This is a genomic window from Neisseria sp. P0021.S006 (assembly GCF_051956895.1).
Map to the genome: position 1 here is coordinate 1 of NZ_JBQCWZ010000873.1, position 606 is coordinate 606.

General features: G+C 47.5%; 1 protein-coding gene. It reads right to left on the reverse strand.

Going from position 1 to position 606, the window contains the following annotated elements; genetic code table 11:
- Nucleotides 1-194: 194 nt before the first annotated feature.
- A partial coding sequence (locus ACTHUM_RS17620) for a GDSL-type esterase/lipase family protein (RefSeq protein ID WP_440403638.1) occupies nucleotides 195-606 on the reverse strand: 412 nt, incomplete at its 5' end.

Consider the following 606-nt stretch of genomic DNA (forward strand, 5'->3'; position numbering starts at 1 on the left):
GCCATTAGGTTTTGACAGGCAGGCAAGATTGGTTCATTTTACGGAAAACCAAACGCAACGCATGAGCAGCAATATGTTGGCTTAAAAAAATAAGCAGTTTGCTGAATAAGCGATAAACAAAAGGCCGTCTGAAATATTAATTTCAGACGGCCTTTTATGTGCTGTTAATGAAAAACACTTAGGCCTTGGCCAATTTATTGAGCAAAGCGGATCAGGCTGTCGGCAAGCTTATCGGCTGCAGTTTCATAACCTTGTGCAGAGAAGTGGACGCCGTCTTTGGCTGCCAAGCCTTGAGCCATCCAGTTTTTCATGCTGCATGCCCCGCCCATCGCATCCTGCCAAGACCAGAACATGATTTTTTCGTCATGGGCAACGCGTTGCTGCATTTGTTGTACTTCGCTGAGTAAGACTGGACGGTTGCCGCAGCTGCCGTAGGCAGTTTTCAAAGATTCCGGAGCGCCGAGGATCAGGATACCTGCGTTAGGCAGGGTGTTTTTGATTTGACGGATGTAATTGCGCCATGTCCGCTCGGTAGAGGAAATATCGAGGTTGCCGGAAAAGGCTTCATTGGTACCGTAGGCAAGGATGATTAAATCGGCTTTGGTT